Origin of the sequence: Rhizorhapis sp. (genome assembly GCF_035276005.1) — a bacterium.
In the GTDB taxonomy this organism is placed as follows: domain Bacteria; phylum Pseudomonadota; class Alphaproteobacteria; order Sphingomonadales; family Sphingomonadaceae; genus Rhizorhapis.
In genome coordinates this window covers 66,172-93,022 of sequence record NZ_DATEMB010000032.1, presented here as the reverse complement: position 1 = coordinate 93,022, position 26,851 = coordinate 66,172, and the positions used below count along the sequence as shown (strand labels likewise).

Below are 26,851 nucleotides of genomic sequence, written 5' to 3'. Positions count from 1 at the left end.
CCGGCAAGGACGGCGTGTTCATTTGTCCAGAATTTCCCTTGCCCTGCCGGACAGCCGCTGCACCGCGGCGTCATGAATGGCTGGCGCGCAGCACAGCACGCCGAAAGCCGTCGGATGTTCCCTGTTGAAGCGCAATTGCTGCCCAAGCGCGTCGGTCACATGAGCGCCTGCTTCCTGAGCGATCAGCATGGCGGCGGCGATGTCCCACTCATTGCCCCAGCGGATCGTCGCCACCAGGTCCGCCTCATCGGCGGCCACCATGGCCATGCGCAGCGCTATGCTATTGGGTTTGTGAACAGCGGTCAGATCGCGATCCGCTTTCGGCAATTGGTCGGCGGGCACGCGCGCGCCAGCGAGGGCCGCACGGCAGCTTGCGATCAAGGGCACATCATTGCGCCAAGCCCCAGCGCCGCGCCGCGCGGTCCACAACTCCTGCCGCGCAGGCGCTGCCAGCAGCCCAAGCACAGGCTCTCCATGCTCCACCAAGGCCACTGAAACCGCCCAGCCAGGCCGGCCGCGCAGATAATCCCGCGTGCCGTCAATGGGATCGACGAGCCAGATGCGGTCATGTTCAAGCCGCACCAGATCGTCGGCGGTTTCCTCAGAAAGCCAGGCGGCGTCAGGATCGATCGCGCTGAGCCGCTCCCGCAGCAGCCGGTCCGCCGCCAGATCGACTTCGCAGACGAGCTGTCCTGGTGACTTTTCCCAGTTTTTCACCCGGGACTCGCCTGGCTGCCACAGGGCCATCGCCATGTCCGCCGCTTCCATGACGGCGGCGGCAACCTGGTCGAGCAGCGGGTCAGCCACCCGCGACCGTCATTCCATCAATGCGAAGCGTCGGCACATTCACGCCATAGCGGAATTCCAGATCAGAGGCGGCAGTCAGGTTGGCGAACATGTCAAGCAGGCTGCCCGCGATGGTGATCTCCGCGACTGCCGGTCCAGTGGCGCCATTTTCAATCAGGAAGCCCGACGCGCCCCGGCTATAGTCGCCAGTCACCATGTTGACGCCCATGCCGATCAATTCGGTCACATAGATGCCGCGCTTCACATCGGCCATCAGTTCGCCCGGAGTCATCGAGCCTGGCTCAAGATGAACGTTTGTGGCGCTAGCCCCGGGCGCGCCGCCTGTCCCGCGCGTGGCGTGCCCCGTGGGCTGCAAACCCAATTGCCGGGCCGAAGCGCTATCGAGCAACCAGCCCGTCAGCACGCCATTCTCGATCAGATGCGCCGGTTTCGTCGGCAGCCCTTCCCCGTCGAAGGGCCGGGAGCGCAGTCCCCGCGTCCGCAGGGGATCGTCAATGATATTGATGCCCTCGCCGAAAATGCGCTCCCCGAGCCTTTCGAGCAGGAAGCTCGCCTTGCGAGTAATGGCTGCACCGACAATTCCGCCGATCAAATGTCCGATCAGGCTGGAGCCCACCCGCGGGTCGAAGATCACTGGCATCTGGCCGCTTTCGATCTTGATCGGGTCCAGCCGGGCAACCGCCCGCTGACCTGCGCGATGCCCTATGCTGTCGGCATGTTCCAGATCGGCAAGATGCCGCACACCGTGGCTGGCATAGTCCCGTTGCATCCGCGAACCTTCGCCCGCAAGGACGCTGGCGTAGCAGCTATGCGAAGTACCGGCGTAGCTGCCGGAAAAGCCGTGGCTCGTCGCCAGCGCGATGTGGCTGCGTCCGGCACTTGCGCCCGCGCCCTCGCTATTAGTGACGCCCATGACGCTTCGCGCCGCGTCCTCGGCGATCAGCGCACGTTCCTTGAGATGGGCGGGCTCAGGATCCTCATCGTCCGCGAGTTCGAGGCCATTGACCTTCCTGCGCAGCAGCAATTCTTCCGGGGCGAGCCCGGCAAACTGATCCTCCGGCGCCTCCCGCGCCATGGCGAGCGCCCGCTCCGCCAGCCTGGAAAGGGCCTCAGCGGACATGTCGGACGAAGAGACCGTAGCGGACCGCTGGCCGGAAAAGACGCGAAGGCCGATTTCCTCGCCCTCTGACCGCTCCACATCCTCCAGGACGCCAAGGCGCATCTGCACTTGGGTGGACGCATCGCAAACATAAATGGCGTCGGCGGCATCAGCGCCTATAGCGCGCGCCATTTCGACAATCTGTTCGGCGCGCTGCTGGGCTTCTTCTAGGCTGAGCATGAAAGTGCCCTAATCCCGAAAGAGGCTGACGTCAAAGGCTGTCTGCGGAGCCAGCAAAGGAAGGATCGACCCTATCGGTCCCGCCGTCCGAGCAGCCGCAGCCGCAGGGCGTTCAACTTGATGAAACCTGCCGCATCCCGCTGGTCATAGGCGCCCGCATCGTCCTCGAAGGTCACGACCTTCTCGCTGTAGAGCGAATGAGGCGACTTGCGGCCGACCACATAGACGCCGCCCTTGTACAGCTTCAGGCGCACCGTGCCGGTCACCTTTTCCTGGCTGTAGTCGATCGCGGCCTGCAGCATCTCCCGTTCCGGCGAGAACCAGAAGCCGTTGTAGATGAGCTCGGCATAGCGCGGGGCAAGCTCGTCCTTGAGGTGCGCGGCGCCGCGGTCGAGCGTAAGCTGCTCGATGCCGCGATGGGCAAGGTGATAGATGGTGCCGCCCGGCGTTTCGTACATGCCGCGCGACTTCATGCCCACGAAGCGGTTCTCAACCAGATCGAGCCGGCCGATGCCGTGCTTCTTGCCGTAACTGTTCAGCGTTTCGAGCAGCGTCGCGGGGCTCATCGCCTCGCCATTGATGGCGACGCCATCGCCATGCTCGAAATCGATGGTGATGAATTCCGGCTGGTCGGGCGCGTCCTCCGGGTTGACCGTGCGCGAATAGACATAATCGGGCACCTCCTCCCACGGATCCTCCAGCACCTTCCCTTCGGACGAGGTGTGAAGCATGTTGGCGTCGGTCGAAAAGGGACTCTCGCCGCGCTTGTCGCGGGGGATGGGAATCTGATGCTTTTCTGCAAATTCGATGAGCCGGGTGCGGCTGGTCAGATCCCATTCGCGCCAGGGCGCGATGACCTTGATATCGGGTTGCAGCGCATAATAGCCAAGCTCGAAACGGACCTGGTCATTGCCCTTGCCGGTCGCGCCATGGCTGACGGCGTCGGCATTGACTTGTTTCGCGATTTCGATCTGCCGCTTGGCGATGAGGGGGCGGGCGATCGATGTGCCGAGCAAATAAAGCCCCTCATAAAGCGCATTGGCGCGCATCATCGGGAAGACGTAATCGCTGACGAATTCCTCGCGGAGGTCATCGATGAAGATATGCTCTTCCTTGACGCCCATCAGCCGCGCCTTCGCCCGCGCCGGTTCCAACTCCTCGCCCTGCCCCAGGTCAGCGGTGAAGGTGACGACCTCGCACCCATATTCCTGCTGCAGCCATTTCAGGATGACGCTGGTGTCGAGGCCGCCTGAAAAGGCCAGCACAATCCGATTGATCTTCTCGCTCATCTCTATTCTTTCCAAGGCGTGGGAGCGCCGCACAGGGCGAAACAGCGCGCGCCTATCAGGGGCGGGGGATTCGTGCAACTGTGGGGCTTATTCTTCCTCGAAGAGGCGCTCCATGTCGCGGGCGCCGGATATGATGCGGAGGACCGTTACGGCGTCTTCGCCCACGCGGTAAGCAATAATGACTGTCCGCGCAAAGGATATGGTACGCACCCTCTCCGCAAGATCGGGGCGAGGCGTGTCGCGTTCCGGGAAGTTAGTCAACTTGGCGCACATGTCCTCGATTCTCGATGTATAGGAAAACGCCGTATCGGGGTCAGCCAGGTCAGCTATCCAGTCATAGAGGGCGAGAAGATCGGATCGGGCTTGTTGATGCCAGACAATCCTATGACCCACGGCCAGTCCGCTTCAGGTGGCGACCACGCAATTCGGCGAAGACTTCTTCCATTGGGATTGGGGGACGCGGGTCGGCCAAAGCCTCTTCAATCTTCGCCTTGAGCATCCGGTCGAGCGCCGCTTCCTCCCGGTCAAGGGCGCGCAGGCCTGCGCGTACCACTTCGCTCATCGAGGCATAGCGGCCGGAATCGACCAGTGCCTGGGCTCGCGAAGCCATGCCGCCCAACGTGACCGTGACAGGTTTCGAGGATCGTTCGGTCATGGCAAGGGACTCCGCTATGACTTTGTCATATAATCTGGCGCAGTCCCAAAGAAAAGGCCCCCTCCGTTACCGGAGAGAGCCTTTTGGCGTTTCTTGAGCCCTGAACCTCAGGCAGCCAGCTTGCGCAGCACGTAGGGCAGAATGCCGCCGTTCAAGAAATAATCCAGTTCGTTCGCGGTATCGATGCGGCAAAGCGCCTGGAAGGTTTCGGTCTTGCCGTCCTTGCGGGCAACGATCACGTCCACCATCTGCCGGGGCTTCAGGCCAGCGACATGCTGGATGGTGAAGGTTTCATCGCCGGTGAGGCCCAGCGTCTTGCGGTCGGTGCCTTCGGCGAACTGCAGCGGCAGGACGCCCATGCCGACCAGGTTCGACCGGTGGATGCGCTCAAAGCTCTCGGCGATCACTGCGCGAACACCGAGCAGGTTGGTGCCCTTGGCCGCCCAGTCGCGGGAGGAGCCGGTGCCATATTCCTTGCCCGCAATCACCACCAACGGCGTTCCGTCGGCCTTGTAGCGCATGGCGGCGTCATAGATCGGCATGGTTTCGCCGTCATATTTGGTCACGCCACCCTCGACGCCGTCCAGCATCTCATTCTTGATGCGGATATTGGCGAAGGTGCCGCGCATCATGACCTCATGGTTGCCGCGGCGCGCGCCATAGCTGTTGAAGTCGGCCTGGGAGACCTGATGCTCCATCAGATACTGGCCAGCGGGCGAGGCCGCCTTGATCGAGCCGGCCGGGCTGATGTGGTCGGTGGTGATCGAGTCGCCGAAGATCGCCAGCGGCTTGGCTTCGATGATGTCGGACACCGGCGCCGGGGTCATGCTCATGCCCTCGAAATAGGGCGGGTTGGCGACATAGGTCGAACCGGCGCGCCACATATAGGTGTCAGAGCCGGTGACGTCGATCGCCTTCCACTTGTCGTCGCCGTCGAACACATTGGCATAGCGCGCCTTGAACATGTCGGCGTCGATGGCTGCGTCCATGGCGGCGCGGACTTCGTCGTTGGAGGGCCAGATGTCCTTCAAATACACGTCCTGCCCGTCCGAACCCTGGCCGATGGGCGTTTCAACGAAATCCGTCGTGACCGTGCCCTTCAGGGCATAGGCGACCACCAGCGGCGGGGAAGCCAGGAAATTCGCGCGCACGTCAGGGCTGACGCGCCCTTCGAAGTTGCGGTTGCCCGACAGGACCGACGCGGCGACGATGTTGTTGCCGTTGATCGCGGCGCTGATCGGCGCGGCGAGCGGACCCGAATTGCCGATGCAGGTGGTGCAGCCATAGCCCACCAGGTTAAAGCCGATGGCATCCAGATGTTCGGTCAAACCGGCCTTGGCCAGATAATCGGTGACGACCTGCGATCCCGGTGCGAGCGACGTCTTGACCCAAGGCTTGCGGGTCAGGCCCTTCTCGTTCGCCTTCTTGGCGACAAGGCCGGCAGCGACCAGCACGGAGGGGTTGGACGTATTGGTGCAGCTCGTGATCGCGGCGATGACGACGTCGCCGTCGCCGATGTCATGGCTGGCGCCTTCCACCGGAACGCGCTCGGCCAGCGCCTTCTTGTAGACATTGGTGAGGTCGGCGTTGAAGACGTCGTCGACCTGGGACAGGATCACCTTGTCCTGCGGGCGCTTGGGCCCGGCGAGGCTCGGCTGGACGGTGCCCATGTCGAGTTCCAGCGTATCGGTGAAGACCGGATCGGCAGCGTCGGTGTTGAGCCAGAAGCCCTGCTCCTTGGCATAGGCCTCGGTGAGCGCCACCTGCTCCTCCGTGCGGCCGGTGAGGCGCATATAATCGAGCGTCTTGCCGTCGATGGGAAAAAAGCCGCAGGTCGCGCCATATTCCGGCGCCATGTTCGCGATCGTCGCACGGTCGGCAAGGCTCAGCGAGGACACGCCCGGCCCGTAGAACTCGACGAAGCGGCCGACCACGCCCTTTGCGCGCAGCATCTGCGTAACGGTCAGCACCAGGTCAGTGGCGGTGATGCCTTCGGGCAGCGCACCCGTCAGCTTGAAGCCGACCACTTCGGGGATCAGCATGGAGACCGGTTGGCCGAGCATCGCCGCTTCCGCCTCGATACCGCCCACGCCCCAGCCGAGCACGCCGAGGCCGTTGATCATCGTGGTATGGCTGTCGGTGCCGACGCAGGTATCGGGATAGGCGACCGTCGCACCGGCGGCATCGGTCGAAGTCCATACAGCCTGCGCGATATTTTCCAGGTTCACCTGATGGCAGATGCCGGTGCCCGGAGGAACCACCTTGAAATTGTCGAGCGCTTTCGAGCCCCATTTCAGGAACTCATAGCGTTCGCCGTTGCGCTGATATTCCAGCTCCACATTGTCCGCGAAAGCCTTGGGCGACCCAAATTCGTCCACCATCACCGAGTGGTCGATCACGAGGTGCACAGGAACCAGCGGATTGATCTTCTTGGCGTCGGCACCGAGCGCATTCATCGCGTCGCGCATGGCGGCCAAGTCAACCACGCAAGGAACGCCGGTAAAATCCTGCATAAGCACACGCGCCGGACGGTACTGGATCTCGCGCTCGGACTTGCGGTCCTTCTGCCAATCGACAATCGCCTGGATATCCTCGACGGTAACCGTGTTACCGTCCTCGAAACGCAGCAGATTTTCCAGCAGCACCTTCATGGAGAAAGGCAGGCGCGACACATCGCCCAGCTTGGCTGCGGCTTTCTTCAGTGAATAATAAGCAATGCTCTTGCCGCCGACATTCATGGTTTCCCTTGTGCCGAGCGTGTCCTGTCCGATTGCAGTCATGTGCGAAACCTTTCACAGCACCAGGACAGGATGCAGGCCTGGCCCGGTCGGTTGGTGTGGCGATGCCATGGGGAGTTCGGATCAGGTATGATGGAAAGAGGCCCCGTTGCATTTCCACCCCCAGCCGCTGGCACCGGCTCGAATGAGTCCCGCGGCCCTTAGCAAGGGTTGTGGAGGTTGGGAAGCGGGGAAAAATGGTGATGCGGACGCCCAGGGCTTTTGCCGCCGGTGCCGCGCCTCATTTCAGGCTGGGCTGCGCCGCAGCGGCACCCGCAAGCTGCAATAGGTGCCGCAGCGCCACAACCATTCCAGCGGGCCATAGCGGAAATGCCGCATCCAAAGGCGCGCACCCCAAGCCATGGCGGCAAATGTCAAAAGGCCGAACAACAACGCCCGCTCCTGACCGATATGCTGATACCATCCAAGGCCATATCCGTAAAAAAGCGGTACACAGAGCAGACCCTGAGCCACATAGATGGTGAGGCTCATCTGGCCGCAAGGGGCAAGGAGGACCGCCAAACGCCGGAGCGGACGGAACTCATAGGCTTCCATGAAAATCAGGACCCCCGAGATGGCAACGGCAATGGCAAGCCAGCTTTCCAGCACCATGAGCAGATATATTCTGGGATTGCCGCTTCCCACCAGCAGAGGACTGGCCTCGAAATCTGTTTTCCCGGCATATAGCAAAGCGGCAGCGACCAGCGAAAAGGTCAGGATCCACCGCCTTTGCGGCAGATATTGCTTCCGCGCGGCGAAAAAGCCGATCCTGCCCAGCAACAGCCCCCAGATGAACAGCGTCCCGAAAGAGGCAATGCGGGGAGACTCAATAATATAGAACCATTTGAACATTTGTCCCTGCCACAGGTTGAACTCAGCCACCTGCCAGAAGCTTCCTTGCGCGAATATATCCGCCGCCCTTGCATATAGCGCCGCCCATTGGACGGGAGAGGCGTCGCGGCCCCCGTCCCAAAAGGCGCTCAGGGCAAGGAACAGCAGATGCGGTTGCAGAAGGAATAGAAAGGACAGGATCAGCAGCGAACGGCTGGCCATCTTGTTGAACAGCAAAAGACTGAGCCCCAGGAGCGCAAGCACCTGCAAGATCTCGCTCACATAAATAAGGCTGTAGAGATAGCCTATGCCCGCCAGAAGCAGGAGCCGCCAGGCAAAACGGCGGGAAAAGTCCACCCCCTTCCGTGCCTGCCGGTCCATGATGAGGAAGAAGCTGAGCCCGAACAGCAAGGCGAAGACGGCATAGGCCTTGTCGGCGAAGACAAGGTCCACCGCATTATGAATGTGGCTTCGTTCAGGATGCCGCCAGTAAAGCTCGAAATATTCGAGGCAATGAACAAGAAAGAGCCCCAGCAGGGCAAATCCCCTGAGGGAGTCGACCAACAGAATCCGGCCCGCCGATCGCGCCTCGCTCCCCGGCGTCCGCGTCATCGCGCGAAGCGCCGGCGAAAGCTCGGATCTTAGCAGGCCAAGTTCCGGGACCAGCTCCGTCGGCATCATGGCAACTCTGGAGACATTGTTCGGCCCCCCTGAAAAATGTTTCACGCCCCGATGGAGACATTCCGCCCCGCCATGATCCTATCAGGGTGTTGAACGGCCTTTCATTGGCGAATTTTCCTACATTTTTTCGCGGTATCCGGTCGTGCGCGGAGGTTTGGGCGCGCTTCGTTCCGACGCCCGAATGCTTAACGGTACCTGACAGCGATGTTCAGATTCGCGCCATCAGCATTGTGGAATATGGCCCTCGGAACAAAGGGATGGCCTCCTCGCCATCCTGTTTGGGAGGAGTAGAAATATGTTAATGCGCAAAATCATTCTCGCCACTGCTCTTGCAGCGAGTGCCGCTGCCGGGCTGCCTTCCATGGCGCAGGCACATGATCGCGGCTGGCACCATGGCCATGACGATGATCGCCGTCACTGGCGCAAGCACCGGCGCCACCACCATGATCATTATTATTCTGAGCCGCGGCGCTACAGCTATGACCGGCCCGAACGCTGCAAGAGGAGCAGCGGCACGACCGGCCTGATCCTGGGCGGTGCGGCCGGCGCTCTCCTGGGCCGTGAGGTTGACCGCTATGGCGACCGTACGCCCGGCACCGTTATTGGCGCAGGCGCAGGCGCGCTGATCGGGCGGGAACTGGACCGGGGAGACCGCTGCTGACAGGCGGCGGTTAACCATAAAGCGTCCCAAGGCGGGAAATCGCCATCCTAACTCGAAATTGCCGTATCTGCCCCTGCCGCTCTGGGATACACTATGGGTCATTTCGCGGGGAGAAAGCGTGGTTTTTCATGGGGTCGCACCGCGATGATTCGGCGTCCGCCGTTCGATGCGGGCGACCTTTTCATCGCGGGAGGAACTCCGTTCGCCGCGCATCGTTGTCTGTTGAAGTGACGAAAGGGAGGAATTTCAATGCATCCCGATCTTGGCCAGACCACCACGCACAAATCTGCTGCCGATCCTTTCCTGCGGGGCTACCACATCATGTACCGCATCAACGAGCATAATCACTGCCCCGGCTGCGGCCGCAGCCATTGGATCGTCGGCCGGCTGCTCGCCGAATGTGCGTTCTGCGGCACGGCGCTGCCGCTGGAATGCTATTCGGGCAGCCTTGGGGGCGAGCCGCGCTTCGCGGTGGGCCATCTCGCGGCCTGAACTGACCGGCAGGTAGCGGCAGGCGGGACCCGTCAGGCGTCCTTCGCTGCACCGCACCAAAATCTGCTCCATTATGGAGGATTCCTCGTCCCTTCCGGATCGGACGGGTGCATCCGCCGCTTCCCGTTCCATCCAGAAGCGATAGCATCTCGCGGTTCCGTAACGATCCTCTATTTTCTTGACATTTTTTGCCTTACTTCCTGTAATTTCGGGGTCCTTTCCTCCGAAATGGAGAGAAGCGACTAGCGACGCAGACTGCTGTCCCGGCATATAAGCGGCGAACAAAAGCAGCACAGGAGGCATGAGGTGGACGAACAGGGGATCATCAGCGGGCTTGCGGCCGGGGCCACAGACGGGGCGGATGGCCTTATGCGCAGTGCAGCATTCAGAGGCGCCCTGGCCGGAGCGCTGGATGGCCGCCCCTCCGCGCTGGTGATAGCCGAAGAAGCAGAAGACCGGCAAAAACTTGCCCAGCTGGCGGAAAGCGCCGGAGCGCGGTTGCTGGGGGCTTTCGACCTGCAAATGGGCCTGGAGCGGCTTGATCTCATTGCATCGGTCAACGTCCTGGTCGTACAGGCGGCAAAGGAAAGTGCAGCCTTCACGCGCCTGCTTGCCCGGGCGGAACAGCTCGCCGATGCCGATGGCACCTGCGTAATCATGACCGTTTCCCCCGTTCTTCTGGATGAGGCCTTCGGTTCGCTCTACTGCGGAACCGTCCAGTTGCTGTGCTCGGCCGGGGAATCGGACCTGGCCGCCGCCATCGCCATGGCTGTTCAGCCAGCCTCTCCGCCTGCCTTGCATGACATTGGCCAGGAAAGCGAAGCCCTGCGGCTGCAGCGGCTTTCGGAAGAGGTGAGCCGCATTGCCCGGACCCTTGCGAGCCTCTCCGGCCACACGGAAATACCGGGCGGGCATCTTTCTTCCGGCGCCGACGGGTTGAGCGAACCGGACAGTGGCGTTTATGTGGGAGAGCCTGGCCTGGACATTCCCCGGAGCAGGGCATCGGCAGCACCGATTACGGCACGGGAGATACGCGACCTGCTTCGCCTGAGGCGCTTGCGCGACCAATTCTTCCCTGCCGAGATGTTCGCCGATCCCGCATGGGACATGCTGCTCGACCTGATGGCGGCCCGCCTCTCCAACCAGCGGGTATCGGTATCAAGCCTTTGCATCGCCGCCGCCGTGCCCGCCACCACCGCCCTGCGCTGGATCCGGGCGCTCACGGACAATGGCCTGTTCCTGCGTCAGGCGGATCCGGCAGATGGACGCCGCGTCTTTATCGCCCTGTCCGAAAAAGCAGCGGACGCCATGACCAACTATTTTATCGCCGCCAAGAAAGGGGCCAAAGCCATCATGGCTTGACCCCTGCGGCGAATCCCCTATTAGGCAGAACCCCGGATCGGGCGATTAGCTCAGTTGGTAGAGCGCCTCGTTTACACCGAGGATGTCGGCAGTTCGAGCCTGTCATCGCCCACCATTTCCAAAGTCAGGCATGCCCTCGGGGGCATGTGTGATTTTGGAAATCCACACCCGCCTTCTTCAACAATCCTGATAGCCCGCCTCTTCGCAGGCCTTTTTCCTTTCGCGAGCCTCTTGCGCTTCCTGCTTGCGCATCTTACGCCCATAGTTGCGGTCGGCTTCGTCCTGGCTGGTGGTCGCCCAATCGGCGGCCTGGCCGGTGGCCTTCACGGGCATCGTGGCGACATCAAGAGCAGTCTTGGCGATGCAGCCAGGCAGCAGCAGCGCAGCGGAAAGGACGAATAGCATCTTCATGGGTGTCTCCCTTTGGCCCTGCGGACCTATCATGAAACCATGAGCACCTGATGAACGCGGGTCAGTCCGCCTTCACTCTCTGGGCGAATTTCCGGCTCAGTTTCTGGAGCTTGGGCGGAATGACGGCAAGGCAATAGCCGTTTTGTGTCCCCACCCGGTCCCAATAGCGCTGATGATAGTCCTCGGCAGGATACCAGGTGGACAGCGGCTCGATCGCTGTGACGATGGGGGCCGGCCAATCCGCACTGGCACGCTCGATCGCGGCACGTGCTTCCTGTTCCTGCTCCGGCGAATGCGGAAAGATGGCGGAGCGATATTGCGTGCCCACGTCATTGCCCTGCCGGTTGAGGGTTGTGGGATCATGGGTCGCAAAGAATATGTCGAGCAGATCGCCATAGCCGATCTCTTCAGGATCGAAGACTATGCGGATCGCTTCGGCATGGCCGGTGGCGCCGGTGCAGACCTCCTCATAGGCAGGATCGGGACGTATGCCCCCGATATAGCCGCTCTCGACACTGCTTACGCCGTTTAGGCTGTTGAACACGGCTTCGGTGCACCAGAAGCATCCCCCCGCCAGCGTCGCTATTTCCTGCGCCATATCCTGCCCTCATCTTGATGTGCGGGAGCAAGATAGGATGCGGCGAAGCCTTCTTCCAGTCAGGCCGCAAACGGCCTCAGCCAGGAAGGCTCCTTGGCCTCGAAACGCCCAATGGTGGCATCCTGCTCCAGCGTAAGGCCGATCTCATCCAACCCCTCGCTCAGGCAATGCTTGCGGAAAGGATCGATTGCGAATTCGAACCGGTCCTGAAACGGCGTCGTCACCGTCTGCGTTTCAAGATCGACATGGACCGGGTCAGTCTTCGCAACCTCCAGCAGGCGGTCGATTGCCTCCTGCGGCAAGGCGACGGTCAGTATCCCGTTCTTGAAGGCGTTACCCGAAAAAATGTCCGAAAAACTGGGAGCGATGACTGCTTTCACGCCCATGTCGATAAGGGCCCAGGCCGCGTGCTCACGGCTTGATCCGCAGCCGAAATTGTCGCCCGCGATCAGAATCGGGGCGCCCCTATATTCTGGGTTGTCGAACACATTGTCCGGGTCCTGCCGCAGCCCCTCGAAAGCGCCGGCGCCCAGACCACTGCGGCTAATCGTCTTCAGCCATTTGGCCGCGATGATCATGTCGGTATCGACATTCTTCATGCCGAATGGATAGGCGCGGCCTTCAACTGTCGAAACGGCGTCCATTATCGTGCGGCCTCCGGGAACGCGGGGAGCTTTGCAACATCCTGTGGTTCATGCTGAATGACAATCGTGGCCTTCAGATTGGCGGCCAACTGTTTGAACCGGGAAAGCGAAGCCAGACTGTCGGCGCGGTCGATGTTGAAGGAAGGGATGCCGTCCCGATCATAATTTTCTTGGAAATGCGCCACATCGCCGGTCAGCAGCACCGGCCCTTTGTCCTTCAGCCTGACCAGCAGACTATGGTGTCCCGGCGTGTGCCCCGGCATGTCCAGCATGGTGACCGTGCCGTCACCAAAAACATCCTTATCGCCAAGGACAGACTCCGATTTGCTGCCGCCCTTGATCCAGGGTGCAAAAAATGCGGCATCCATCCCAAATGCGGGCGGGTCGGCGCGCAGCGCGTCCCAGTCGCCCTTGCCGATCAGCAATGTAGCAGCAGGAAAGCTTGCCGCCTGCCCGCTATGATCGAAATGATAATGGCTGATGCCGACAAAGCTGATCTGCTCGGGCTTCACGCCCAGCCGGCCAAGCTGCTCGGGCAAGGTCGCTTGCAGAGTGGGGGACATCGGCCCATCCTGCTTCAGGGCGGCACCCTTCAGCGCGGCTGGGAGGCCGGTGTCCCAGAGCAGATAATCCTTACCGTGCCTGATGAGGTAACAGCTGACGGTCAGGGTCTTTGTCTGGCCGGTATAGGCCTTGGTATCCGAAAAGACGTTCAGGTCATTGACCTGCACCTTGCCGCAATCCAGACGGGTCAGCGTTACTTCGGGGGCTGCCGGCGGCGCGGCGGCCAAGGCCATGAAGCCGCTGCCCAAGGTTCCCGCCATGAGCAGGTAAAGCGCCATCTTCATTCGGCATTCCCCATCAATTCGCGTACGTCCGTCAGATGCCCGGTCACTGCCGCCGCGGCGGCCATGGCGGGCGAGACCAGATGCGTCCGGGCACCCGGCCCCTGCCGCCCCATGAAGTTGCGGTTGGAGGTCGATGCGCAACGCTCGCCGCTCGGCACCTTATCGGGATTCATGCCCAGGCAAGCCGAACAGCCGGGCTCGCGCCATTCAAACCCGGCTTCGGTAAATATCCGGTCAAGCCCCTCTGCTTCGGCCTGGCGCTTGACTAGGCCGGAGCCAGGCACGACCAGCGCCTGCTTGATCGAATCCGCCAGGTGGCGGCCCTTCACCACCGAAGCGGCGGCGCGCAGATCCTCGATCCGGCTGTTGGTGCAGCTTCCGATAAAGATGTGCTCAACGGCCACATCTTCCATCCGCTGCCCCTTGTGCAGGCCCATATAGTCCAGCGCCTTGAGCGCAGCCGCCCGTTTGGAGACGTCGGTAAAACTATCAGGATCGGGGACCGCCCCCGTGATGGGAACGACATCTTCGGGGCTAGTGCCCCAGGTGACGTTGGGGGCGATGTCGGCAGCGTCCAACGTCACGGTGGTATCGAACCGCGCGCCCTCATCTGTTGGCAGGGTTCTCCAATAGGCGACGGCGGCATCCCAGTCGGCACCCTTGGGAGCCATCGGACGGCCCTTCAAATAAGCGAAAGTCTTTTCGTCCGGCGCAAACAGGCCCGCACGCGCGCCGCCTTCGATGGACATGTTCGAAACCGTCAGGCGTCCTTCGATCGACATGTCGTCAAAGGTGCTGCCGCGATATTCCATGACATAGCCGGTCCCGCCGGCAGTGCCGATCTTGCCGATGATCGCGAGGATCAAATCCTTGGGGCTGACGCCAAAGCCAAGCACGCCATCGACGCGGATTTGCATCGTCTTCGATTGTTTGAGCAGCAGGGTCTGGGTGGCAAGCACATGCTCCACCTCGCTGGTCCCGATACCAAAGGCGAGCGCACCCAGCGCGCCATGCGCGGCCGTGTGGCTGTCACCGCAGACCAGCGTCGTTCCTGGCAGCGTAAAGCCCTGCTCGGGACCGATCACATGGACGATGCCCTGCTCAACATCCGTCGGGCCGATATATTTGATGCCGAATTCGGGCGCATTACGCTCCAGCGCCACAAGCTGCTGCGCGCTTTCGGGATCATCGATCGGAATGCGGTTGCCCGCCGCGTCCACACGTGGCGTGGTGGGCAGGTTGTGATCGGGCACCGCAAGCGTCAGGTCGGGACGGCGAACCTTGCGTCCGGCGAGGCGAAGCCCCTCAAAAGCCTGGGGGCTCGTCACTTCATGGACGAGGTGCCGGTCGATATAGATAAGGCAGGTGCCATCCTCACGCCGGTCAACCATGTGGGCGTTCCAGATTTTCTCGTAAAGCGTCAGCGGTCCAGTCATGGCTGGGTCACTAACCTTTCATGGGGCGCAAGCAAAGGAAATTGCGCTTTGCGGTCTGCTAATTTTACTGCGGGAAACCAGCCGCACTTGTACCCGCCTCAGTTTCCGGCACTCAGCCGCTGAAGTTCGTCATGCAGCGCCTGAATGGATTGCACCAGCCGTGTCCGGTCGGCGTGAAGCGCCTCCAGTTCCGCCCGCGTCTCCCCTAGCTCAATGGCACGGCGGGCGATCCGCGCGTCAAGGAGCGCATTGTGGCGGGCAAGCTGGTTCATTTCCTCCGCCCGGGCCACCAAACGGCGGATACGGATGTCGAGCACGTCAAAGTCAAAGGGTTTGACGATATGATCGTCGGCCCCTTCGGAAAGCGCGACCACTGCGGCGTGGCTTTCGCTCCGGCCGGAAATCATGATGATCATGGCCCCCGCCAGCAGCCCCGATGCCCGCATCTTCTTCATGGTGTCGACGCCCGGCAGCATCGACATCATCATGTCGATCAGGATGACGTCAAATCGCTGCGCCTGCATCAGGCTGAGCGCCACAAAGCCATTTTCCGCAAGCACCACGTCATGGCCCATATGCGTCAGGCGGCGGCTCATGACGCTGAGCGCGGTGGGATCCTCATCAACGACAAGCATTCTTATCCGGCGCTGGAGACCGGGCTCATCAGCCACCTGTTCGGTTCCCGGCCCCTGCCCGCCCGACATGCCGTCTCGCCTGAAAATACCCATCGCTTCTGCCTTGTTGAGCCCGCCGGGGAAAATTAGGCGCAAGCTGACTTACAAATGGTTAACAGTCCCGTCAGGATAGGGTTCAGGGCCAGCGGAACGCTTCAGCCTTCGCGATCCGGCTTTGCGAAATGCGCCTGCATCATCTCGCGGATGTCGTCGCCAATGATCCGGCGGCCCTCTGGTCCACGGGCGACCATGACCGTGTCGCAAACCGCGACACATTCATCGTCCTGAAAAGCGGCGGAATAGATATGCCAGCTCGTTGTCCCGATACGGCCGAAACCGCTGGCGATCACCATGTCCTCAGGGAAATGGGCCTCATTCACATAAGCCATGTCGACGGCAGCCACCAGCCAGCGGACGCCCTTGTCCCGGGGATGTTGTCCCAAGGAATGATGAAAGTGGATGCGGCCGGTCTCGAACATCGCTGCCATCGCGACATTGTTGACATGACCCATCACGTCCAGGTCCTGATAGCGAGTGCTCACCACGACCTGGAAGGGGTAGTTTTCAACCTCGAGACGCCAGCTTTCCGGCTTTGCCATGCCTGTCCTTTCCTATCCGCCTATTGTGGAGATAGCCCGCGAGAGGCAAAATGGAAATAATCCCGGCCAAAATTCCGAAGCTGAGGCAGTTATGACACAGAAGTTGCGGTGCGTGTTTGAAGCCCGGGCGGAACTCGGCGAAGGGCCCCGCTGGCATGCGGGCGAACAGCGGCTTTATTGGGTCGATATTGCCTGCAACGAGCTGCATCGCCTGGATCCCGATACCGGCAGGGACGAATGCCGCATGTTCAATGATCCCGTCGGCTGCTTTGCCTTCATGGAGGAAGGCGGATTTATCCTGGCGATGAAGGACGGCTTTGCGCTGCTGCCCGAATTCCATGCCGAGCCGGAGCCGTTCGGGCCGCAAATTTTTGCAGGGCAGGCCGACCTTCGCTTCAACGACGGACGTGTCGATCCGCAAGGCCGGTTCTGGGCCGGAAGCGTCAATATGACCAAGTCGATGCGGGACGCGGCCCTCTACAGGCTGAATGGCGACGGATCGATAGTGGAGGTGGAAGGCGGCATGCTCACCTGCAACGGAGCTGCCTTCTCGCCCGACGGAAAGCGCTTCTTCCTCGCCGATACGCCAAGCCATACCATAAGGGTCTATGATTTCGACGGAGCATCGGGCAGCCTCGGCAACAGCCGTATCTTCCACCAATTTCCCTTGGGGCAAGGCCGGCCCGACGGCGCTTCGGTCGATGCCGAAGGCTGCTACTGGACCGCGCTTTTCGACGGGGGACGAGTGGTTCGCCTGTCGCCCGAAGGAGCAGTCCTGCAAGAGGTCCCCCTCCCCGCTCCCCGCCCGACCATGATCTGCTTCGGCGGCCCGGACAATTGCACCGCCTTTGTCACCACGGCGCGAACCGGCCTGTCGGCGGAAGCCCTGGAGCAGGACCCTCTGTCAGGCAGCATCTTCAGTTTCGAGGTGAACGTGCCCGGCGTTGCGGAAGTTCCATTCCGGCGATGGGGCTAGGAGCGGCCGGTCCGCTTTCCTCTCCAGTGGGAGAGGGAACACAGAGGGGCAGCTAAGAGATATCGAAGTGCCCCATAGTTTTTCTTGGTGGAAAGCCTGCAAAGGCCGATGTTAAGCGGGCGCGGCCGCAGGGCGCTCCCTGCTCGAAAGAATGATGAAGAAGACCTGATGACAGCAAGCAATCTCACTCATCTCCAACGCCTGGAGGCAGAGAGCATCCATATCATGCGCGAGGTTGTGGCCGAAGCAGAGCGGCCCGTCATGCTCTATTCCGTGGGCAAGGACAGTGCGGTCATGCTGCATCTGGCGAAAAAGGCTTTCTATCCTTCGCCGCCGCCCTTCCCCCTCCTCCATGTCGATACGACCTGGAAATTCCGCGACATGTACGCCTTGCGCGACAAGGCCGCGCGTCAGGCGGGGATGGAACTCATTGTCTATCATAACCCGGAAGCCATGGAGAAAGGGATCAATCCCTTCGATCATGGCGCGCTGCACACAGATATGTGGAAGACGGAGGGCCTGAAGCAGGCGCTCGATAAATATGGCTTTGACGCCGCCTTTGGCGGCGCCCGGCGCGACGAGGAAAAAAGCCGCGCCAAGGAGCGTATCTTTTCCTTCCGCTCGGCCAATCACCGCTGGGATCCCAAGAACCAGCGGCCCGAACTGTGGCGGCTGTACAATGCCCGCAAGGCCAAGGGGGAGAGCATGCGCGTCTTCCCGATCAGCAACTGGACCGAGCTCGACATCTGGCAATATATCCATCTGGAAGGGATCGAGATCGTGCCGCTCTATTTCTCTGCTCCCCGTCCGACGGTGGAACGCGACGGCCTCTTGCTCATGGTGGATGATGAACGCTTCCCGCTAGGGGACGGGGAAGTGCCCGTCGAACGCTCCATCCGCTTCCGCACGCTTGGCTGCTATCCGCTGACCGGCGCGGTGGAGAGCGAGGCACGGACGCTCCCCGAAGTCATTCAGGAAATGCTGCTCACCACCACCTCGGAACGGCAAGGCCGCGCAATCGACAAGGATGCAGGCGGCGCGGGCATGGAGAAGAAGAAGCAGGAGGGCTATTTCTGATGCGCCCTCACCTTTTGTCCCGCTTGGCCGTCCTCACCGCAAATCAAGGAAGCCGGGCCGCCTCCTACGGGACGACGGAGTAAGACATGACCGACGTCATATACAAGACCGATGACCTCATCGCCGAGGACATCGATGCCTATCTGGAGCAGCACCAGCATAAGAGCCTGCTGCGCTTCATCACCTGCGGATCGGTGGACGACGGCAAGTCGACCCTGATCGGCCGCCTGCTCTATGACAGCAAGATGATCTTCGAGGATCAGCTTGCGGCGCTCGAAGCGGACAGCAAACGCGTCGGCACGCAGGGGCAGGATATCGACTTCGCTCTGCTGGTCGACGGACTTGCCGCCGAGCGGGAGCAAGGGATAACGATCGACGTTGCCTATCGCTTCTTCGCGACCGAAAAACGCAAGTTCATCGTCGCCGACACGCCGGGGCATGAGCAATATACCCGCAACATGGTGACCGGCGCATCGACCGCTGACCTCGCCGTCATCCTGATCGACGCGCGGCAGGGCGTGCTGACCCAGACGCGGCGGCACAGCTATCTTGTGAACCTGATCGGCATCCGCAATGTGGTGCTCGCCATCAACAAGATGGATCTGGCCGGCTATTCGCAAGACCGCTTCAATGAGATCGTCGCAGATTACGGCGCCTTTGCCAGCAGCATTGGGATCAAAGACTTTCTCGCGATCCCGATCTCCGGCCTCAAGGGCGACAATATCACGGCCCGAAGCGGCAATACGCCTTGGTACGAGGGTCCGACGCTGCTTCAGCATCTGGAGACGGTCGAACTCGACAGCGACCTCATGGCGCGGCGGCCTTTCCGCATGGCGGTGCAGTGGGTCAATCGCCCCAATCTCGACTTCCGGGGCTTTTCGGGCCTGATCGGCTCGGGCACCGTTCGTCCGGGCGATGCGATCCGCGTGCTGCCTTCGGGCAAGACCAGCACCATAAGGTCGATCGTCACGTTCGATGGCGATCTTGCGGAAGCGGTCGCGGGGCAGTCCGTCACCTTGACCTTCGCCGATGAGATCGACTGTTCGCGCGGCGATGTGATTGCGGCGGCCGATGCGCCGACCGAAGTGGCCGACCAGTTCGAGGCCACGGTCGTGTGGATGGACGATCATGACATGCTGCCGGGCCGCCCCTATCTCATGAAAATGGGCACCTCGATTGTGACGGCAACGATCACAAAGCCCAAATATGAGGTCAACATCAACAGCATGGCGCATGAAGCGGCGGAAACGCTTGCGCTCAATGCCATCGGTATCTGCAACATTTCGCTCGACCGTCCGCTTCCCTTCGAAGCCTATAACGACAATCCGGATCTGGGCGGTTTCATCCTCATCGACCGCATGTCCAACCGGACGGTGGCGGCGGGCATGATCCATTTCGCCCTGCGCCGCAGCCAGAACATCCATTGGCAATCCGTCGACATCGACCGCGATGCCCATGCCGCGCAAAAAGGACAGAAGCAGAAGCTGCTCTGGTTCACCGGGCTTTCAGGATCAGGCAAGTCGACCATCGCGAACCTGGTCGAGAAAAAGCTGTTTGCGATGGGCAAACACAGTTTCCTTCTGGACGGCGACAATGTCCGCCACGGGCTGAACCGCGACCTCGGTTTTACCGAGCGGGACCGGGTGGAGAATATCCGGCGCGTGGGCGAGGTGGCCAAGCTCATGACCGACGCCGGCCTTATCGTGCTTACCGCCTTCATCTCGCCCTTCAAGGCCGAACGGCAGATGGTCCGGCAAATGTTGCCGGAAGGAGAGTTCGTCGAAATCTTCATCGATACGCCGCTCGCCGAGGCCGAGAAGCGCGACGTGAAGGGCCTTTACAAAAAGGCGCGTTCCGGTCAGCTCAAGAACTTCACCGGCATCGATAGCCCCTATGAGCCGCCGGAAAGCCCCGAAATCAGGATCGACACCACCAGGATGTCGCCGGAGGAAGCCGCCGACCTGATCGTTGATCATGTGCTGGGTAGCTGGAGCCCGGTGATTTGACGCAGGCTCCGCTTTCGGATGCAGAGCTGGCCGCGCGACTGGCTGCAAGCGCGGGCGAGATTCTGCTCGCCGTGCTCCGGTCGGGCCTGCTGCCGGGGAAGGCGCTTGGGAAGGCTGGAGACGAAACCGCCAATCAGTTCCTCATGAGCGCCCTTCGCGAGCAGCGCCCGGAAGACGGTCTGCTTTCGGAGGAGAGCAAGGACACGCCCGAACGGCTTTCCAAGTCGCGCGTGTGGATCATCGATCCGGTAGACGGAACGCGGGAATATGGCGAGGGCCGGACCGACTGGGCCGTCCATGTGGCGCTCACCATCGACGGAGTGCCGGTCGCAGGCGCGGTGGCGCTTCCGGCCCTTGGCCTTGTCCTCCGCACCGATCAGCCAGGCGTTATCCCGCCCCCCAATCACAGGCTCAAGATGCTCGTCAGCCGGACCCGCCCCGCCGCAGAGGCGCTGACCGTGGCAGAGGCCATTGGGGCAGAGCTGCTTCCCATGGGCTCTGCGGGGGCGAAGGCAATGGCGGTGGTTCGCGGGGAAGCAGACATCTACCTTCACACCGGCGGCCAATATGAGTGGGACAGCGCCGCGCCCGTCGCGGTTGCCAGAGCGCATGGCCTGCACTGTTCACGCATTGACGGTTCGCCGCTCATTTACAACCAGCGCGACACCTATATGCCGGACTTGCTGATTTGCCGCCCCGAACATGTGGCGCAAGTGATGGAGGCACTGGCTGCGGCAAAGGCCGGCCTCGGTTAGGACTGGCCGTCAACCCTTCCTGGTAAGCTCGCGCAGTTTTGCGAAGGGGCTTGCTTCTTCCTCGCTCAGCACACCGGCCTCGCGAAGCACACTGTCCGCGTCGGGCGACCGGGGATAGGGGTTCATGCTGAGCGACAATGTCTCGGCGACGGCCTCTCCCATGTCGATCCGGTCGCCGGCAAAAAAGATAACGTCGCAATCGTCCGAACTGAGCTCAACCTCTTCATCCGGGCCTGATGCAGCCGCCTCCCGCTCGAAACGAATGGCAAAGGGCTCGTCGATCCGCTCCGGCACGGGAACACCGCTCGCGACGCAGGATTGGGCAAGCTCTGCCTCGATATGGCCCCTGGCTATGATGGCTTCGCCGTCCTTTTCCAGGAGATAATCGGCCGCCAGGCGGTCGAGCGCCACAAGTCCGAAGCGGCGGCTGAGCGCCGCGCGTTCCTCCGCCGTCGCCTCTATATGAACGGGCTTGCTGCTGCGGCCAATCTTGTCGAGCGACTCAGGCCGGGAAAATTCAGGAGCCGTCATGGCAGCCTTCCTTCCAGCAAAGGTTCCGCCGGAGTCACCTGCAGCGCTTCCCAAAAGGCGGCGAGCGCTTGCGCGACATGCCTCACCTCATGAGCGCCGGGAGCATTGCCGCGATAAAGGTTCCGCAAAAGCGCTTCCTCCAGCCCGTCAGTACCCGTGAGGGCCGAGCGATAAGCGGAAAGCCGCCCGCCGAGCGCGCTCATCATCTTGCCGATATGCTTGCCTACGATCATGTCGCCAATGCCGATCTGGCGAAGCTGGCCGTCCATATCATCCACGAAAATCTCGGTCAGCCAGACGCTTTCCTGCTTGCGGTCCGCCTCCTGCTCCAGCCGCAGCAGGACGAAGGAAAGCACTCCGGCGATCATGTCGAAACGGCCATCCAGCGTATCCGGCACCGCGCCGTCTGCATACCAGTGCGCCTCCCTGCCCCGCATCACCACTGCGTTGTAAAGCGGGCGCATGGCTTCGCGCGGGTCGGTTTTGGCGAACAGGCGGCTGAGAATGGACATTTGGCGACAGGGGTCCGGCAAGTGGAAAATGGCGGGCTTGTATGCCCGGGCGAGATTCCATATTGATTGCCCCGGCCGCCAATGCAATGGCTGGCGGCGGATATGTTGGTGTTCCGGGAGAATTTGATGCGCCTCAACATTGCGCGGTTTGCCATGGTCGCAGGCGCACTCGCCCTTTTGCCGCTGGCATCCGGCTGCGCCCGGGTGCGCGCGCATCAGGGCTATATCGTCGACAATCTGCTCGTGGACTCGGTCCAGCCGGGTGTCGACAACAAGGCGTCGGTAGAACGGACTCTGGGCCGCCCCAGTTTCGCGGGACAATTCGACAGCAGCGAATGGTATTATGTCGCCCGCGACACGCGGCAACTGGCCTTTTCCAAGCCCAAGCCAGTGAACCAGACGGTGCTGCGTGTTCGCTTCGATCAGGCTGGAAATGTCGTTGCAGTGGACAAGACCGGCCTTGATCTCGTCGCCAAGATCGATCCAGAAAGCGACAAGACGCCGACCCTTGGCCGGAAGCGCGGCCTGTTCCAGGAGATTTTCGGCAATATTGGCGCAGTGGGCGCTGCCGGAACCGGCTCTGGATCGGATTCTACTGGACCTGGTCCGAACGGATCCTGACGATTATTTTTATCGTCATCCCCACGAAGGCGGGGATCCACATCGTCTAGTCTAGCATTCCGCCATGCACCGGGAGCATGGATGCATTCCGGCTTTCGCGGGAATGACGCTTTTCAACCGAGCGACCAAGGCGTCACTTCCCTGCGGGGCGATAGGGCACGAAATCGCCCAGGGCGCAGCTTCCGGTCAGCATATCGCTGTTGAAATCCGCGACGCGGGCAATGTCGCCCCGGCATAGCTGCGATCCAAAGATGTTGGTAACCAGTGCCCGCCCAAGCGAAAGGCCGTTACAACTGCCCAACACTCGGTTGACGTAAATCGTCCGTCCCGCCTTGTAGAGCAGTAGCTCGTCACTGATGATTTGAAGGTCCGCCCGTTGGGTGAGGCTGATGCAGCTTTGCTTTTTGCCAGGAACCTTGCCCTTCAATTCTTTGTCGAGCGCGGCTTGCTGCTTCGCGGTCAATTTGGGCGGCTTGTCCTCGGCCGCAATCCCACTGGTGGCAAAGGCGGCCAGCAGAACCGGAGCGATAATCATATAGGCACGCATGGCATTTTTCTCCTGCTCATCCGCCTACCCGCTCACGATTATAGCAGTCTGGCGGCGATCAAAAAGCATCCTTCGCGGCGCGGCGTTCGGCCAGTTCGCTTGCATTCCGGGCGCGCATGAACGGGTTGGTGGCAAGTTCAAGGGCTATGGTCGTGGGCACGGTGGCTTCGCCATTGGAGCGGGCAACGTCCACTTCCGCCATGCGATGGCGAATGGCTTCATTGTCAGGCTCTGCCACGAGCGCGAAGCGGCCATTGCTCTGCGTATATTCATGCGCGCAATAAACGGCTGTTTCGGGGTCGAGGTGCGAAAGCCGCTGCATGTTGGCGAACATCTGCTCGGCCGTTCCTTCGAAAAGCCGTCCGCAGCCCATGGCAAAGAGGGTATCGCCGATGAAGATCAGGGGCTCGCCCGGCATATGATAGGCGATGTGGCCCGCCGTATGCGCGGGCACCTCCAGGACATAGGCGGTGTGTTCGCCCAGCATGACGCTGTCGCCTTCCGTCACCTGGCGGTCGAGCGTCGGTATGCGGGGCGCTTCAGCGGCAGGTCCCGTGATGAAACAGCCCGTCGCCGCCTTGATCTCCGCATTGCCGCCGATGTGGTCGGCGTGCCAATGGGTGTTCCATATTTGAGTGATCTGCCAGCCTCGTTCGGCCGCCGCGTCAAGCACTGGCTGTGCGACGGCTGGATCGATCGCCACCGTCTCACCGCTCGCCGGATCATGGGCCAGCCAGACATAATTGTCCCTAAGGACCGGGACGCGGAGGACCTCCAGACCCATTACCACTCGCCTATGTTCGGCATGGACACCCATGGTTCTGCGGGCTCCAGATGTCCGTCCTGCAGCAATTCGACGGAAATATTATCCGGCGTCCGGACAAAAGCCATATGCCCATCCCGCGGCGGCCGGTTGATGGTGACACCCGCATCCATCAGACGCTGGCAGGTTTCGTATATATTCTCGACCCTGTAGGCCAGATGGCCGAAATTGCGGCCGCCGGAATATTCCTGCTGATCCCAATTATAGGTGAGTTCCACCTGCGCCTCTTCGTCACCGGGAGCAGCGAGAAATATGAGCGTGAAGCGGCCCTGCTCGCTTTCCATCCGCTGTTGTTCCTCAAGTCCTATCAAATTGAAAAACTTTATGGTTTTTTCGACGTCTGTGACGCGAATCATGGTGTGCAGATATTTGGGCATGCGGCAGGCTTCCTTTTGTCGCAAGTCAGCAACGGTTCATCTCAGCCATGAGAAGTGTTGCCGCCCTTGAAAATAGGGATGTCGAAGCAAAAGGGAAGTGCCATGAATGGAGTTTCGGGAGAGGGCAGATCCAGGATCCTTTTGGCATCTGCTGCCATGCTATCTGTCGCCATCATTATCGGGGGCTATCTGCTGGGCGACGGCCTGCTTCGCGCGCGGCAGGCGGACCGGTCGGTCACGGTGCGAGGCCTCGCCGAAAAGGACGTGACGGCGGACCTCGCCACCTGGAATTTGAGCTTTTCCAAACAGGGATTTGACATCAACGAAGTGCAGGGGGCGGTCGACAATGACGCCAATCAGATTCGCGCTTTCTTCAGATCGATGGGTTTTCCCGATCAGGCGCTGAGCACGGCGGCGGTGAACGTCAATCAATGGTATGACAGCAACCGGGGCGTGAACAATGTGACCATTCGCCAGCGAATACAGCTCCGAACCAATGACATCCCCCGCGCGCGACGCGCCTTTGCCCGGCAGTTTGATCTTGTCCGGCGTGGCATTGCGCTGGAGGAGGGATCGGGCATGGTCTACAGCTTCACCAAATTGAACGACATCAAGCCTGCAATGGTGGCCGAGGCCACGCGGGATGCCCGCAAGGCCGCGGAGCAGTTCGCTGAGGACAGCGGGACTGATGTGGGCGGCATCAAGAGCGCAACCCAGGGCTATTTCTCCATTGGCGCGCGGGACGGGGATGAAATGGGAAGCGGAGCGGACTCGCCCTACAAAAAGGTCCGGGTTGTGACGACGGTGGATTTCTACCTGGATTGATCCTCATTCCCCTCCCGCAAGCGGGAGGGGAGCAGTCCATCAAGGCTTCGCCGCTGTTCCGCCCGCAAGCTGCTTCAAGCTCTCCGCAGCAGCCTTGCCTGCCGGGCTCTCGGGCGCCAGCTTCACGGCCCGCTCCCACGCCAGCCTGGCTACGTCGTCGGCGTTGGAAAGAACAGCGATATTGCCTTCCTCCAGCGCCACCGAGGCGTCGTCCTTGGCGAGCGCCACCGCCTGGGCAATGTGTCTTTGCGCGAGCGGAAGGTCATCCATTCGCCGGGCAAGGGTTGCCGAAAGCAGCCAGGCGAGCGGATCCTTGGGAACTTGGTCAAGAGCCTTGTCAATGTCGGGCCGCGCTTCGGCCAGCTTGCCCTGCGCGACATGCGCACGCGCCCGGTCCAGATAGACTTCGCCCTTTTCGAACCCATCGGGAAGCCCCCGCGCCAGCGCGGCATCGAAATAGGTCAGTGCCTTCGCAGCCTGCCCATCGGCAAGCGCTGCATTGCCGGCCTGTGCCCACAGCTGCGCCGCCGCAGGATCGCCCGCGACGTCCGCTTCATCAGCGGCCTGATGAAAGGCGACCATGGCAGGCGCCCAGCGCTGCTGCTGCGCATAGGCAAAACCAAGGCATTGGCGGGCAAGATAGCCGCCATTGGCCAACCGCCAGGCTTCGGCGTGCCGCACCCCGGCTTCTGGGTCATCGACAGCGGCATCCATGCACAGGTCGAATTTCTGTTGCATGGCCTTGGGACGGACAAAATCCGACCGCAGCACCTTTTCATCCATGCCCAGCTTGGGAGCAGCCTTGGCGGCCTTTGCCGCCTCCTGCCGCTTGCGGTCCATGACGATCTCGGCCTCAGGATTGGCTTGGGCCAGCAGCAGCGCGAGAGGCAGGATCATATGGGCTCCGGCAGGGTTGCGACCGCGTCGATGAGGCGGGCAAGGTCCTGCTCGCGCGACAAGCGGTGATCGCCATCCTTTATCAGCAAAGTCTGCACATCGGCTGAACGAAGCTGCTGCGCGAGGGTCAGCGCATTGCGCCAGGGCACCACCTCATCGCGCTGGCCATGCAGCAAGCGAACCGGACAGTCGATGGCGATGGAGCCGTGAAGCAGCCGGTTGGCCTCCCCGGACTGCCAGAAGGCCTTGGTCGTGACATAGGGTTGATCGCCATAGTCGGACGGCTCCTCTATCTTGCCCTCGCGCAGGATCTGGAGCTTCTGCTCCTCGGTAAAGCCCCAGTCGGTGAAATCGGGCGCGGCCGCTATACCCACAAGCCCGGTCAGGCGCTCGGGCCGCGCAAGCCCCACGAGCAGAGCTAGCCATCCGCCCATGGATGAGCCGACCAGGGCGAACGGGCCTTCCACCAGCCTGTCGATCAGAAACAGCACATCGTCGCGCCAGGTGGTCAGCGTGCCGTCAGTGAAAGCCCCTTCGCTCGCGCCGCAGCCGGAATAGTCGAGGCGCAGCATGGCGCGGCCTTTCTCCGCCGCCCATGAATCGAGAGCGAGCGCCTTGCCGCCTTCCATGTCGGACATATAGCCGGGAAGGAAGACGATGGTGGGGCCGCGGCCCTTGCGGTGCCTGACGGCTAGACGAAGGCCGCCGGGCCTGGAAAGACGGGAAATTTCAGCCATGGAACGGGCTTATATCAGGCTCCAGCCGCAATGACAGAGGTTCGGCCCAGCGGGGCGCGTGGC

Annotated in this window: 30 protein-coding genes and 1 tRNA gene; 10 read left to right on the top strand and 21 right to left on the bottom strand. The window is 61.6% G+C overall.

What is annotated here, in order from left to right:
* Nucleotides 1–18: 18 nt before the first annotated feature.
* The 7 genes from VJS46_RS07885 to VJS46_RS07855 form a co-directional block, all read right to left on the bottom strand.
* Entirely contained in the window at nt 19–807 is a 789-nt protein-coding gene (locus VJS46_RS07885) for a 3'(2'),5'-bisphosphate nucleotidase CysQ (protein WP_324059272.1), read from the bottom strand.
* On the bottom strand, nt 800–2,146 hold the full coding sequence (locus VJS46_RS07880) for a TldD/PmbA family protein (protein WP_324059270.1): 1,347 nt from the start codon (nt 2,144–2,146) through the stop codon (nt 800–802). The genes VJS46_RS07885 and VJS46_RS07880 overlap by 8 nt, the downstream gene beginning before the upstream one ends.
* A 71-nt stretch (nt 2,147–2,217) precedes the next feature.
* Nucleotides 2,218–3,435 carry an argininosuccinate synthase gene (locus tag VJS46_RS07875; protein WP_324059269.1) on the bottom strand — a complete coding sequence of 406 codons (1,218 nt, stop codon included), beginning with the start codon at nt 3,433–3,435 and terminating at the stop codon, nt 2,218–2,220.
* 87 nt (nt 3,436–3,522) lie between these two features.
* Complete coding sequence (locus VJS46_RS07870) at nt 3,523–3,828, bottom strand: type II toxin-antitoxin system RelE/ParE family toxin (RefSeq protein ID WP_324059267.1); 306 nt, start codon at nt 3,826–3,828, stop codon at nt 3,523–3,525.
* A complete protein-coding gene (locus VJS46_RS07865; RefSeq protein ID WP_324059265.1) occupies nt 3,818–4,090 on the bottom strand; it encodes a type II toxin-antitoxin system ParD family antitoxin in 273 nt (90 codons plus the stop codon). Before VJS46_RS07865 ends, VJS46_RS07870 begins: the two co-directional genes overlap by 11 nt.
* A 107-nt stretch (nt 4,091–4,197) precedes the next feature.
* Entirely contained in the window at nt 4,198–6,870 is a 2,673-nt protein-coding gene (gene acnA, locus VJS46_RS07860) for an aconitate hydratase AcnA (RefSeq protein ID WP_324059263.1), read from the bottom strand.
* Between the two features lie 243 nt (nt 6,871–7,113).
* Nucleotides 7,114–8,379 carry a DUF418 domain-containing protein gene (locus VJS46_RS07855; protein WP_324059262.1) on the bottom strand — a complete coding sequence of 422 codons (1,266 nt, stop codon included), beginning with the start codon at nt 8,377–8,379 and terminating at the stop codon, nt 7,114–7,116.
* 295 nt (nt 8,380–8,674) lie between these two features.
* Between VJS46_RS07855 and VJS46_RS07850 the strand changes: the two genes are divergently transcribed.
* The 4 genes from VJS46_RS07850 (at nt 8,675) to VJS46_RS07835 (ending at nt 11,009) form a co-directional block, all read left to right on the top strand.
* A complete protein-coding gene (locus tag VJS46_RS07850; RefSeq protein ID WP_324059261.1) occupies nt 8,675–9,040 on the top strand; it encodes a glycine zipper 2TM domain-containing protein in 366 nt (121 codons plus the stop codon).
* A 249-nt stretch (nt 9,041–9,289) separates the two neighbouring features.
* Nucleotides 9,290–9,532, top strand: coding sequence for a hypothetical protein (locus VJS46_RS07845; RefSeq protein WP_324059259.1), 243 nt, complete (start codon nt 9,290–9,292; stop codon nt 9,530–9,532).
* Nucleotides 9,533–9,838: 306 nt separating this feature from the next.
* The gene (locus VJS46_RS07840; protein ID WP_324059257.1) at nt 9,839–10,894 is read left to right on the top strand and encodes a winged helix DNA-binding protein; all 1,056 of its coding nucleotides are present in this window, start codon (nt 9,839–9,841) and stop codon (nt 10,892–10,894) included.
* Nucleotides 10,895–10,933: 39 nt separating this feature from the next.
* Nucleotides 10,934–11,009: transfer RNA gene (locus VJS46_RS07835), tRNA-Val, on the top strand.
* 62 nt (nt 11,010–11,071) lie between these two features.
* On the opposite strand, the gene VJS46_RS07830 is transcribed toward VJS46_RS07835, so the two are convergent.
* The 7 genes from VJS46_RS07830 to VJS46_RS07800 all read right to left on the bottom strand — a co-directional run bounded on the left by VJS46_RS07830 (nt 11,072) and on the right by VJS46_RS07800 (nt 16,104).
* Nucleotides 11,072–11,305 carry a hypothetical protein gene (locus VJS46_RS07830; RefSeq protein WP_324059255.1) on the bottom strand — a complete coding sequence of 78 codons (234 nt, stop codon included), beginning with the start codon at nt 11,303–11,305 and terminating at the stop codon, nt 11,072–11,074.
* Between the two features lie 61 nt (nt 11,306–11,366).
* Nucleotides 11,367–11,903, bottom strand: a complete 537-nt coding sequence (gene msrA, locus VJS46_RS07825; protein ID WP_324059253.1) for a peptide-methionine (S)-S-oxide reductase MsrA — start codon at nt 11,901–11,903, stop codon at nt 11,367–11,369.
* Between the two features lie 59 nt (nt 11,904–11,962).
* Nucleotides 11,963–12,547: a 3-isopropylmalate dehydratase small subunit gene (gene leuD, locus VJS46_RS07820; protein WP_324059251.1), complete on the bottom strand. Its 585-nt coding sequence runs from the start codon at nt 12,545–12,547 to the stop codon at nt 11,963–11,965.
* A complete protein-coding gene (locus VJS46_RS07815) occupies nt 12,547–13,395 on the bottom strand; it encodes an N-acyl homoserine lactonase family protein (RefSeq protein WP_324059249.1) in 849 nt (282 codons plus the stop codon). Before VJS46_RS07815 ends, leuD begins: the two co-directional genes overlap by 1 nt.
* Nucleotides 13,392–14,831 carry a 3-isopropylmalate dehydratase large subunit gene (gene leuC, locus VJS46_RS07810; RefSeq protein WP_324059247.1) on the bottom strand — a complete coding sequence of 480 codons (1,440 nt, stop codon included), beginning with the start codon at nt 14,829–14,831 and terminating at the stop codon, nt 13,392–13,394. Before leuC ends, VJS46_RS07815 begins: the two co-directional genes overlap by 4 nt.
* A gap of 98 nt (nt 14,832–14,929) precedes the next feature.
* Complete coding sequence (locus tag VJS46_RS07805; RefSeq protein ID WP_324059245.1) at nt 14,930–15,601, bottom strand: response regulator; 672 nt, start codon at nt 15,599–15,601, stop codon at nt 14,930–14,932.
* Between the two features lie 59 nt (nt 15,602–15,660).
* On the bottom strand, nt 15,661–16,104 hold the full coding sequence (locus VJS46_RS07800; RefSeq protein ID WP_324059244.1) for an acyl-CoA thioesterase: 444 nt from the start codon (nt 16,102–16,104) through the stop codon (nt 15,661–15,663).
* A 91-nt stretch (nt 16,105–16,195) separates the two neighbouring features.
* On the opposite strand from VJS46_RS07800, the gene VJS46_RS07795 reads away from it, so the two are divergent.
* From VJS46_RS07795 to VJS46_RS07780, 4 genes are all read left to right on the top strand, one after another.
* Nucleotides 16,196–17,080, top strand: coding sequence for an SMP-30/gluconolactonase/LRE family protein (locus VJS46_RS07795; RefSeq protein ID WP_324059242.1), 885 nt, complete (start codon nt 16,196–16,198; stop codon nt 17,078–17,080).
* Nucleotides 17,081–17,188: 108 nt separating this feature from the next.
* Nucleotides 17,189–18,157 carry a sulfate adenylyltransferase subunit CysD gene (cysD, locus tag VJS46_RS07790; RefSeq protein WP_324059241.1) on the top strand — a complete coding sequence of 323 codons (969 nt, stop codon included), beginning with the start codon at nt 17,189–17,191 and terminating at the stop codon, nt 18,155–18,157.
* An 86-nt stretch (nt 18,158–18,243) separates the two neighbouring features.
* Entirely contained in the window at nt 18,244–20,163 is a 1,920-nt protein-coding gene (gene cysN / locus VJS46_RS07785) for a sulfate adenylyltransferase subunit CysN (protein WP_324059239.1), read from the top strand.
* Nucleotides 20,160–20,918 (top strand): 3'(2'),5'-bisphosphate nucleotidase CysQ, encoded by a 759-nt coding sequence (locus VJS46_RS07780; RefSeq protein WP_324059237.1) that lies wholly within the window; start codon nt 20,160–20,162, stop codon nt 20,916–20,918. The genes cysN and VJS46_RS07780 overlap by 4 nt, the downstream gene beginning before the upstream one ends.
* Nucleotides 20,919–20,927: 9 nt before the next feature.
* Here VJS46_RS07780 and VJS46_RS07775 read toward each other — a convergent pair whose 3' ends face one another.
* Nucleotides 20,928–21,449: a DUF177 domain-containing protein gene (locus VJS46_RS07775; protein ID WP_324059234.1), complete on the bottom strand. Its 522-nt coding sequence runs from the start codon at nt 21,447–21,449 to the stop codon at nt 20,928–20,930.
* Entirely contained in the window at nt 21,446–21,961 is a 516-nt protein-coding gene (locus VJS46_RS07770) for a ubiquinol-cytochrome C chaperone family protein (protein WP_324059233.1), read from the bottom strand. The genes VJS46_RS07775 and VJS46_RS07770 overlap by 4 nt, the downstream gene beginning before the upstream one ends.
* Nucleotides 21,962–22,087: 126 nt before the next feature.
* Between VJS46_RS07770 and VJS46_RS07765 the strand changes: the two genes are divergently transcribed.
* On the top strand, nt 22,088–22,582 hold the full coding sequence (locus VJS46_RS07765; RefSeq protein ID WP_414707985.1) for an outer membrane protein assembly factor BamE: 495 nt from the start codon (nt 22,088–22,090) through the stop codon (nt 22,580–22,582).
* 133 nt (nt 22,583–22,715) lie between these two features.
* On the opposite strand, the gene VJS46_RS07760 is transcribed toward VJS46_RS07765, so the two are convergent.
* The 3 genes from VJS46_RS07760 to VJS46_RS07750 are packed head-to-tail and all read right to left on the bottom strand — an operon-like array spanning nt 22,716 to nt 24,329.
* The gene (locus VJS46_RS07760; protein ID WP_324059230.1) at nt 22,716–23,129 is read right to left on the bottom strand and encodes a hypothetical protein; all 414 of its coding nucleotides are present in this window, start codon (nt 23,127–23,129) and stop codon (nt 22,716–22,718) included.
* Nucleotides 23,130–23,187: 58 nt separating this feature from the next.
* A complete protein-coding gene (gene gloB, locus VJS46_RS07755) occupies nt 23,188–23,946 on the bottom strand; it encodes a hydroxyacylglutathione hydrolase (protein WP_324059228.1) in 759 nt (252 codons plus the stop codon).
* On the bottom strand, nt 23,913–24,329 hold the full coding sequence (locus VJS46_RS07750) for a VOC family protein (protein ID WP_324059226.1): 417 nt from the start codon (nt 24,327–24,329) through the stop codon (nt 23,913–23,915). The genes gloB and VJS46_RS07750 overlap by 34 nt, the downstream gene beginning before the upstream one ends.
* Nucleotides 24,330–24,485: 156 nt before the next feature.
* Here VJS46_RS07750 and VJS46_RS07745 point away from each other — a divergent pair, with 156 nt between their 5' ends.
* Entirely contained in the window at nt 24,486–25,154 is a 669-nt protein-coding gene (locus VJS46_RS07745; RefSeq protein WP_324059224.1) for an SIMPL domain-containing protein, read from the top strand.
* Between the two features lie 39 nt (nt 25,155–25,193).
* Here the strand turns inward: VJS46_RS07745 and VJS46_RS07740 are convergent, their stop codons facing one another.
* A complete protein-coding gene (locus VJS46_RS07740; RefSeq protein WP_324059222.1) occupies nt 25,194–26,051 on the bottom strand; it encodes a tetratricopeptide repeat protein in 858 nt (285 codons plus the stop codon).
* Entirely contained in the window at nt 26,048–26,788 is a 741-nt protein-coding gene (locus VJS46_RS07735; RefSeq protein ID WP_324059220.1) for an alpha/beta hydrolase, read from the bottom strand. The genes VJS46_RS07740 and VJS46_RS07735 overlap by 4 nt, the downstream gene beginning before the upstream one ends.
* Nucleotides 26,789–26,851 lie beyond the last annotated feature (63 nt).

Excerpts from the sequence above, each read along its gene's own strand:
- acnA (WP_324059263.1), bottom strand. The coding sequence starts at position 6,870 with ATGACTGCAATCGGACAGGACACGCTCGGCACAAGGGAAACCATGAAT.
- VJS46_RS07855 (WP_324059262.1), bottom strand. The coding sequence starts at position 8,379 with ATGATGCCGACGGAGCTGGTCCCGGAACTTGGCCTGCTAAGATCCGAG.
- VJS46_RS07845 (WP_324059259.1), top strand. The coding sequence starts at position 9,290 with ATGCATCCCGATCTTGGCCAGACCACCACGCACAAATCTGCTGCCGAT.
- msrA (WP_324059253.1), bottom strand. The coding sequence starts at position 11,903 with ATGGCGCAGGAAATAGCGACGCTGGCGGGGGGATGCTTCTGGTGCACC.
- VJS46_RS07815 (WP_324059249.1), bottom strand. The coding sequence starts at position 13,395 with ATGAAGATGGCGCTTTACCTGCTCATGGCGGGAACCTTGGGCAGCGGC.
- VJS46_RS07770 (WP_324059233.1), bottom strand. The coding sequence starts at position 21,961 with ATGTCCATTCTCAGCCGCCTGTTCGCCAAAACCGACCCGCGCGAAGCC.
- VJS46_RS07760 (WP_324059230.1), bottom strand. The coding sequence starts at position 23,129 with ATGCGTGCCTATATGATTATCGCTCCGGTTCTGCTGGCCGCCTTTGCC.
- VJS46_RS07775 (WP_324059234.1), bottom strand. The coding sequence starts at position 21,449 with ATGACGGCTCCTGAATTTTCCCGGCCTGAGTCGCTCGACAAGATTGGC.
- gloB (WP_324059228.1), bottom strand. The coding sequence starts at position 23,946 with ATGGGTGTCCATGCCGAACATAGGCGAGTGGTAATGGGTCTGGAGGTC.
- leuC (WP_324059247.1), bottom strand. The coding sequence starts at position 14,831 with ATGACTGGACCGCTGACGCTTTACGAGAAAATCTGGAACGCCCACATG.
- VJS46_RS07795 (WP_324059242.1), top strand. The coding sequence starts at position 16,196 with ATGACACAGAAGTTGCGGTGCGTGTTTGAAGCCCGGGCGGAACTCGGC.
- leuD (WP_324059251.1), bottom strand. The coding sequence starts at position 12,547 with ATGGACGCCGTTTCGACAGTTGAAGGCCGCGCCTATCCATTCGGCATG.
- VJS46_RS07850 (WP_324059261.1), top strand. The coding sequence starts at position 8,675 with ATGTTAATGCGCAAAATCATTCTCGCCACTGCTCTTGCAGCGAGTGCC.
- VJS46_RS07745 (WP_324059224.1), top strand. The coding sequence starts at position 24,486 with ATGCTATCTGTCGCCATCATTATCGGGGGCTATCTGCTGGGCGACGGC.
- VJS46_RS07735 (WP_324059220.1), bottom strand. The coding sequence starts at position 26,788 with ATGGCTGAAATTTCCCGTCTTTCCAGGCCCGGCGGCCTTCGTCTAGCC.
- VJS46_RS07800 (WP_324059244.1), bottom strand. The coding sequence starts at position 16,104 with ATGGCAAAGCCGGAAAGCTGGCGTCTCGAGGTTGAAAACTACCCCTTC.
- VJS46_RS07740 (WP_324059222.1), bottom strand. The coding sequence starts at position 26,051 with ATGATCCTGCCTCTCGCGCTGCTGCTGGCCCAAGCCAATCCTGAGGCC.
- cysN (WP_324059239.1), top strand. The coding sequence starts at position 18,244 with ATGACCGACGTCATATACAAGACCGATGACCTCATCGCCGAGGACATC.
- VJS46_RS07750 (WP_324059226.1), bottom strand. The coding sequence starts at position 24,329 with ATGCCCAAATATCTGCACACCATGATTCGCGTCACAGACGTCGAAAAA.
- VJS46_RS07880 (WP_324059270.1), bottom strand. The coding sequence starts at position 2,146 with ATGCTCAGCCTAGAAGAAGCCCAGCAGCGCGCCGAACAGATTGTCGAA.
- VJS46_RS07830 (WP_324059255.1), bottom strand. The coding sequence starts at position 11,305 with ATGAAGATGCTATTCGTCCTTTCCGCTGCGCTGCTGCTGCCTGGCTGC.
- VJS46_RS07865 (WP_324059265.1), bottom strand. The coding sequence starts at position 4,090 with ATGACCGAACGATCCTCGAAACCTGTCACGGTCACGTTGGGCGGCATG.
- cysD (WP_324059241.1), top strand. The coding sequence starts at position 17,189 with ATGTTAAGCGGGCGCGGCCGCAGGGCGCTCCCTGCTCGAAAGAATGAT.
- VJS46_RS07875 (WP_324059269.1), bottom strand. The coding sequence starts at position 3,435 with ATGAGCGAGAAGATCAATCGGATTGTGCTGGCCTTTTCAGGCGGCCTC.
- VJS46_RS07765 (WP_414707985.1), top strand. The coding sequence starts at position 22,088 with ATGCGCCTCAACATTGCGCGGTTTGCCATGGTCGCAGGCGCACTCGCC.